This is a genomic window from Mycobacterium sp. (assembly GCF_044370595.1).
Classification (GTDB): Bacteria; Actinomycetota; Actinomycetes; order Mycobacteriales; family Mycobacteriaceae; genus Mycobacterium.
The window spans coordinates 1-7261 of record NZ_JBILVF010000167.1 but is presented as its reverse complement, the minus strand read 5'-3'; the positions used below and the strand labels follow the sequence as shown (position 1 = coordinate 7261).

The following is a 7261-nucleotide window of genomic DNA, read 5'->3' as shown; positions in this document are numbered from 1 at the left end:
CGGATACTGCTCGGCCTGATCGCTGCGGCGGTCGTGCTGGTGCACACCGCTGTCGGTGTGGTCAACATCACCGGCATGCCGCAAACGGCAATGCTGGCAATCCATCTCGGCGCCGCAGTGCTGGCGGTGCTGGCTTTGCGACTGGCCCTGCAGTTGGCGTTGCTGCATGAGACGACCGACCCGGCGCACCCCGACCAACCTCTGCTGTGCATCCATTGCGAGATGGTGGTGCCCGATATGGCGTTCTGTCCGGCGTGCGGCGCCGCCACCCGCGCCTCGACCCGGACATCACGCGACGAGCGTCGCCGGGAGCGGCCCCAACCCGCCACCGCCGACGGCGACGGCGACGGCGCTGATGAGGCCACCTACCCCGGCTACGCACTGCCCGCAGGGCAGTACCGCGCGCCTGCGGTTCACCGGCCCAAGCTGGGCTGGCTGTTCGGCCGCTGGGGAATGACGGTGGCAGCCGCGGCAGTGGTCATGGCCGGACTCACACTCGCGTTGACGCCGAAGATCGCCCACTACATGTGCCCACCGGAATGCGGCCGCCCCGCCGCCGACCAGCCGGTCACCGGGCTACCCCGGTTCAGCAACCAGCAGTTCTCGGTGTCCTACCCGACGCCGGAGTCGGCCTACGAGATCACCACCTACGACAACGGCGTCACCGCGAAATTCACCGGCGGCGACACCGGCGTGATGCAGTTGTTCTCCGAACCGGCCAACGGCCGCACCGCCGAAGATGTCGTCAAATCTTTACTGCGGACACGCTTCCCGGACGCCCGAGTCGCCTACCGGATTCCCAACGCGAAGGTCGGGTACGAACCCGGCTACGGCGTGTTCGCCGACGACTGGCCGCAGAACCCCGCGGCCACCTACACCCGCCAACGGATCCTCGCGATGGCTGCGGTGAAGAACGATCTCGCACTCGTCGCCTTCGCCACCGGCCCCTACCGATCCTTCGGGCCGAACTCCGGGCCGGGGTTGCCCTCAGCGGCGAATCTGCAACTCGCCCAGGATCTGGGCAAGTACGTCAACAGCTTTCAGTGGGCCGGCGATGCGTCCCCCTGATCGGGCGGACCTAGGATGACGGCCATGCACTCCCCTGCACCGCTGCACTTCCACCGCTACGGGCCACCCGGCCCGGCGAAGATCCTGTTGATCCACGGACTGACCGGCCATGGTGCCCGCTGGCACACCCTGGCCAGCCGGTATCTGCCCGAATTCGGTGTGCTGGCACCGGATCTGATCGGCCACGGCCGCTCGTCGTATGCCGCGCCGTGGACCATCGACGCCAATGTCGCCGCGCTTGCCACCCTCATCGAGAACGAGGCCGACGGGCCGGTGGTGGTGGCGGGCCATTCCTTCGGCGGGGCGGTGGCGCTGCACCTGGCCGCGGCCTGCCCGGACCTGGTCTCCGGACTGGTGATGCTGGATCCGGCGGTGGCCATGGACGGGCAGATGATGCGGCAGGTGGCCGAGGCGATGATGGCCTCACCGGACTACACCGACCCCGCCGAGGCGCGCACCGAGAAGGCAACCGGCAGCTGGGCCGACGTGCCGCCGGCCGAACTGGACGCCGAGTTGGAGAACCATCTGGTGGCGCTGCCGTCGGGCCGCCACGGCTGGCGGGTGTGTATACCGGCGATGATGTCGTACTGGAGTGAGTTGGCCCGCGATGTTGTTCTGCCGCACAGGGGAACCCGCACGACGCTGGTGCGCGCCGAGTTCGTCGACCCGCCGTATGCCGGTGAGCCGGTGATCGACGCGCTGACGACCCAACTGGGAGCCGACTTCACCTTCGAGGTGTTCGGCTGCCGGCACATGGTGCCGTTGGCCAAACCGGCCGAGACCGCCGCCATCATCCGCGGCATGCTGGGCTGAGATGGCCTGAGATGGCATCGGTCACCGACGCACAAGTGGAGGCGGTGCGCGCCCTGGTGGCCACACGTTCGGCGCCTAGACCGCCATCCGAACCAGCGCGGCGGTGCGCTTGAGCCCGTCGAAAGCCTCCGGCGTGGACCGCGGATGCAAGACGTGCACGCCGAGCCGGAACATCAACGCCCGCACCAACATCTGCGGCCACTCCGGCAGGTCCGACCACCGCTCGATGAGTTCGTCGTCGGACTCACCCCAGGACAGTGCGTCGACGACGGCCACCCCGGCCGCCCACGACGCCGGCCGCCAGTAGGGGGTGATGTCGGTGATGCCCGGGGCGGCGGTGCCGGCGAACAGCACGGTGCCGTAGAGATCGCCGTGCACCAACTGCGGTGCGACGTGGGTGGGCCGGCGCAGAGCGGCCAATTGAGTCAGCAGTTCCACCGACTGGGTGCGGTCGGGGGTGTCGGGGATCTCCGGGGCGCCCAGCGGCAGGTTCTGCAGCGGCCGGTCCTCCCAGGCGGCGCGGTCGGCGACGGTGAACACGTCGACCTCGGTCCACGGCGGCACCGGCGCCTGGGTGAGAAACCGGGGCCGCTCCAGGGTGGCGGTGACCTCGTGCAACCGCACCCCGACCGAGACCACCTCGTCGTGGCGGGCCTCTGGGGCGCCGGCGACGTAGGTGTCGGCCCGCCAGCCCGCCACCACGTAGCGCCCGTCGGTGGACCGCACCGGCCGGGCCAACCGCAGACCGTCGACGAACAACGTCTCACGCACCTTGGCCGACCAGGCGGCCCGGGCATGATCGGCGATCAGCGACAGCACGATCTCGCCATATCGCCAGCCGCCGTCCCAGACCTGCTGCGGTTCGCCGTCCTTGAGTCCGAACGCGGCCAGCACATGGCCCGGCGGGCGCTCGTCCATCACATGGCTCAGGGTAAGCCGTGCCGGGGAGAACACGCGGTCAACAGGCCGTCAGTACATCGCCATGTCGGGGTCGCAGTGCTGCGCCCAGGCCACGATGCCGCCCTGCAGGTGCCGCGCGCCGGTCACCCCGGCCGCCTTCAGTGCGGCCAACGTCTGCGCCGACCGCATCCCGGTCTTGCAGTACAGCACCGGGAGCGCCCCCGCCGGCAGCAGACCGGGACCGTCCGGGGACTCCAGTGCGGCCTTGGGGATGCGCTGCGCACCGTCGATGTGGTTGATCTGCCATTCGGCGGGTTCGCGGATGTCGATCAGCGCGACGGCGGCCCCGGAGTCGAGCAGGTCGCGCAGTTCGGCCGGGGTCAGGCCGGGGTCCGCTGTCGCGTCGAGCCCGCAGAGCGCCTCGTAGTCGGCCAGGGCGGTGATTGGCGGACGGTCCGGATCACGCCGCAGGGTGATGGTGCGGTAGGACATCTGCAGCGCGTCGTAGATCAGCAGCCGGCCCAGCAGCGACTCGCCGACGCCGGTGATGAGCTTGATCGCCTCGGTGCCCATCACCGCGGCCACCGACGCACACAGCACACCGAGCACCCCGCCCTCGGCGCAGGACGGCACCGTCCCGGCCGGCGGGGGTTCGGGATACAGGTCGCGGTAGTTCAGGCTGCGCCGGCCGCCGTCGGAGTCGTCGGGGGCGTCTTCCCAGAACACCGACACCTGGCCGGCGAACTGATGGATCGAACCCCACACGTAGGGCTTATGCGCCAGTGCCGCAACATCATTGACCAGATAACGGGTGGCGAAGTTGTCGGCGCCGTCGACGATCAGGTCGTACTCGGCGAACAGCGACACCGCGTTGTCGGCCGTCAGCCGCAGCGGATGCACCCGCACGTCGACCAGGGGGTTGATCGCGGCGATCGCGTCGCGGGCACTGTCGACCTTGAGCCGGCCGACATCGGCGCAGCCGTGGATGATCTGACGTTGCAGATTGGACTCCTCGACCACGTCGAAGTCGACGACGCCCAGGGTGCCCACCCCGGCGGCGGCCAGGTACAGCAGCGCCGGGGAACCCAGGCCGCCGGCCCCGATGACCAGCACCCGGGCGTTCTTGAGGCGCCGCTGGCCGTCGGCACCGAACTGCGGCAGCAGCAGGTGTCGGCTGTAGCGGGCGACCTCGGCGGGGGTGAGATCCGCGGCGGGTTGCACCAGCGGCGGCAACGTCATGACTTCATTGTCGCGCTGCCGCACCGGGGGTGCGTGTCGGTACGCCGACACGCCGCCGGGGGCGGGCGTTCGCGCACGCTCGCCGGGAGAGGGCGCCGCCGGGGGCGGGCGTTCGCGCACGCTCGCCGGGAGGGCGCGGCCGGTCAGGCGATCGGATACGGCCAGGGATTGAACCGGCACGTCTTGCCGTCCGGCTTGACCGACTGCGGGTCGAAGCGGGCGGCGTCGTTGTCGGAGGTGGAGAAGGTCTGCTGCATCATGATCGGCGCCAGGCCGCCCGTGCTCCCGCATGGCTCATGGGCGGTGTAGCCGATGGCGTGGCCCACCTCGTGGTTGATCAGGTACTGCCGGTAGGACCCGATGTCACCCTGGAACGGCACCGCCCCGCGCACCCAGCGGGCCAGGTTGATGAACACCCGCGGCTCGCCGTTCGGCCCGTAAATCGGGTTGTAGCAAGATGTTTCGATGGGGATCTCGTAGCCGCAGCCCTCCCGGACGGTGACCGGGGAGGTCAGCGACACCCGGAAGTCCGGTTTCACGGCCGGGTCGTCCACCCGCTCGAAGGCGAACTGCGGGTTGTGCGTCCAGCTCTTGGGGTTGCTGAGCGTCTCGGTGACCATCCGGGCGTAGCCCTCGTCGCCGCCGAAGGAGGAGGTGTCGACGCCGTCTTCGACCTCGACGGTGTAGGTGAACGCCTTGGCGGTGCCCTGCCCCACCTTCGGCGCGGTTCCGGGGATCATCCGCCAGGTTTTGGCGCCCGACTCGGTGAACGGGCCGCCCGCGGGCAGGATGCCGGTGGGCAGATTGGCGTCGAACTCGGTCAGCCCGCGCGGCGGGGCACCGACGATGCTGGTGCCGGCCGAACCGATCGTCGGCGGACCCTTCACCGGCTCGTCGGCGACCGAGGCCACCGTGCCGGTCATCGTCTGATAGAGCACGACTCCGGTCAGAGCCACCAGCAGCGGCAGCGCATAGGCACGCCAGCCGTAGGTGGACACGAACCGGCCCAGCCAGCTCTGTCTGCGCACATTGGTGCGTTCGTCCCGGTTTGATCTCGGGCGGCCGCCGTCGTCAGTCAGCGGATCGCGCAGCGCGCGCAGCGGCCGGTCCCGCTCGTTCTGCAGCACCGGCGCGCGACCACCCCCGACGGGCCCCGACTCATTGGTCACCGACCCAGGATGGCATAACACTTTCGCGGGCGACCCAAGGGCACGCGGAGGCGCTGGTAGTAGTGTCATTTCGATGAGCAGCTTGACCGATGCGGCCGCGCGCAGGCGCGCCCGCGGTGGACGGTTGCCCCGGGGGGAGCGACGCGATCAGTTGCTGGCCATCGCCAGCGAGGTGTTCGTCGACCGCGGCTATCACGCCGCCGGTATGGACGAGATCGCCGACCGGGCCGGGGTCAGCAAGCCGGTGCTTTACCAGCACTTCTCCAGCAAGCTGGACCTCTATCTGGCGGTGCTGGGCCAGCACGGGGACATCCTGGTGGCCGGGGTGCGCCAGGCGCTGCGCACCACGACCGACAACCGGCAGCGGCTACGGGCGGCGGTGCAGGCGTTCTTCGACTTCATCGAACTCGACAGCCAGGGCTACCGGCTGATCTTCGCGAACGACAACGTCAGCGAGCCGCAGGTGGCCGACCAGGTCAACGTGGCGATTGAGGCCTGCACCGATGCGGTGTTCGACCTGATCAGCCAGGACTCCGGGCTCGATCCGCACCGCGCCCGGATGATCGCGGTCGGGCTGGTGGGTATCAGCGTGGACTGCGCGCGGTACTGGCTGGGGGCCGACCGCCCGATCTCCAAGGAGGATGCCGTCGAGGGCACCGTGCAGTTCGCCTGGGGCGGCCTGTCCCACGTTCCGCTGACCCGCGGCTGACCAGCCGGTCAGGACGAGGCGACCCCGAAACCGACCCGGCGCACATCGGCGGCGCCGATCTCGACGTAGGCGATTCTGCTGGTCTGCACGAGGAACCGTCGGCCCTTGTCGTCGGTCAGGCTGAGGACCTCGGAGTCTCCGGCGGCCAGTGCCGTCTTGATGTGGTGCTCAACCTGCTCAGGTGTCTCGGAACTGTTGAAGACCAGCTCCCGCGGGCTGTCCGAGACACCGATCTTGACCTCCACACCGGCCCCTTTCCTTCACGTTCCTGCGAGCGCGTCTCCCGTGAGGCTAGTGGACGTTGCCCGTGGGCCGTTGCGGTGTGCCATAACGCCGATGCCAACAAGGTGGTCAAGCTGCGGTAACAGCATGACAACTGCCGCGTGCGCCGTGTCCGGCCGCCGCGCCGACCCCCGCACACTGACCGGGTGAACGACGATCGAGGGGCCCGCTGGCCGCGGGTGACCATCACCGCCATGGGCCTGGCGACCACTGCGGTGGCGGCGCTGTGCGTCGTCAACGCCGGCATCGCGGCCACCGACGGGCACGGCCGCAGCGTGCACCGGACGGTCATCGCCACGGTCAGCCCCCAGCCCCTCGAACCCCAGCCCCTCGAACCCCAGCCCCTCGAACCCCAGCCCCTCGAACCCCAGCCCCTTGAGCCGCATCTCGAACCGCATCTCGAACCTCACCTGGGGCCGCAGCCGGTCAACCCGATGGACGTCGTCGAGGTACCGGTGCGGATGCAGTCAAGCCCGATGGCCGCCGCCCAGCCGACGATTGATCTGCGCCAGATCACCTACACCGTCGACGGCAACCAGCGACCCAATGAACCGGTGACCGTGGTGTACGCCGACGAGACCGGCGCGCTGCGCACCGTGGACAACGTGATGCTGCCCTGGACGATGACGATCGTCGCGACTCTGCCGGTGAACTATGTGACCGCCAACGGCCGCGGGAGCCAGTTGAACTGCTGGATCACCGACGCCGGCGGCGCCACGGTGGTGTCGGAGACCGACTTCGGGACCAGCACGACCTGCAACCGCTAGGCCGGTTTCCAGCCGTTCTTGGTTGCGCCGTTCGTGGTTGCGCCGTTCTTGGTTGCGCCGTTCTTGTAGGCCCTTCCCCTGCCCGCCTTTGCGCGACAAAGGGCGCCCTTAGTCGCGCGAAGGCGGGCAAAACCCCCACTGGCTTTCTTCCGGGGGACGGACCGGGCGGACGGACCGGGCGGACGGACGGACGGACCGGGCGGACGGACCGGGCGGACGGACGGACCGGGCGGACGGTGCCCGGAAGATCAGGCCAGACCCAGGTGCTGCATCCGCTCGCTGTGCGTGCGCTGCAGCCGCTCGAACAGGTCGGT

General features: G+C 69.6%; 7 protein-coding genes and 1 pseudogene. 4 read left to right on the top strand and 4 right to left on the bottom strand.

Going from position 1 to position 7261, the window contains the following annotated elements; genetic code table 11:
- Both ADBZ5N_RS16220 and ADBZ5N_RS16215 read left to right on the top strand, forming a co-directional pair.
- Positions 1–1068 (top strand): annotated as a pseudogene (locus ADBZ5N_RS16220) (zinc ribbon domain-containing protein); the annotation flags it as partial.
- Positions 1069–1092: 24 nt separating this feature from the next.
- Positions 1093–1881 (top strand): alpha/beta fold hydrolase, encoded by a 789-nt coding sequence (locus ADBZ5N_RS16215; RefSeq protein WP_526259162.1) that lies wholly within the window; start codon positions 1093–1095, stop codon positions 1879–1881.
- Between the two features lie 75 nt (positions 1882–1956).
- On the opposite strand, the gene ADBZ5N_RS16210 is transcribed toward ADBZ5N_RS16215, so the two are convergent.
- The 3 genes from ADBZ5N_RS16210 to ADBZ5N_RS16200 all read right to left on the bottom strand — a co-directional run bounded on the left by ADBZ5N_RS16210 (position 1957) and on the right by ADBZ5N_RS16200 (position 5189).
- Positions 1957–2802, bottom strand: coding sequence for a TIGR02569 family protein (locus tag ADBZ5N_RS16210; RefSeq protein ID WP_526259160.1), 846 nt, complete (start codon positions 2800–2802; stop codon positions 1957–1959).
- A gap of 48 nt (positions 2803–2850) precedes the next feature.
- Entirely contained in the window at positions 2851–4014 is a 1164-nt protein-coding gene (gene moeB / locus ADBZ5N_RS16205; RefSeq protein ID WP_526259164.1) for a molybdopterin-synthase adenylyltransferase MoeB, read from the bottom strand.
- Between the two features lie 149 nt (positions 4015–4163).
- Entirely contained in the window at positions 4164–5189 is a 1026-nt protein-coding gene (locus ADBZ5N_RS16200; RefSeq protein ID WP_526259158.1) for a DUF3152 domain-containing protein, read from the bottom strand.
- 73 nt (positions 5190–5262) lie between these two features.
- Between ADBZ5N_RS16200 and fasR the strand changes: the two genes are divergently transcribed.
- A complete protein-coding gene (fasR, locus tag ADBZ5N_RS16195) occupies positions 5263–5898 on the top strand; it encodes an HTH-type transcriptional activator FasR (protein ID WP_526259156.1) in 636 nt (211 codons plus the stop codon).
- Between the two features lie 8 nt (positions 5899–5906).
- Here fasR and ADBZ5N_RS16190 read toward each other — a convergent pair whose 3' ends face one another.
- The gene (locus ADBZ5N_RS16190; RefSeq protein WP_526259154.1) at positions 5907–6143 is read right to left on the bottom strand and encodes a DUF3107 family protein; all 237 of its coding nucleotides are present in this window, start codon (positions 6141–6143) and stop codon (positions 5907–5909) included.
- Positions 6144–6326: 183 nt separating this feature from the next.
- Between ADBZ5N_RS16190 and ADBZ5N_RS16185 the strand changes: the two genes are divergently transcribed.
- Positions 6327–6947, top strand: a complete 621-nt coding sequence (locus ADBZ5N_RS16185) for an MmpS family transport accessory protein (RefSeq protein ID WP_526259152.1) — start codon at positions 6327–6329, stop codon at positions 6945–6947.
- The last annotated feature ends 314 nt before the right edge of the window (positions 6948–7261 follow it).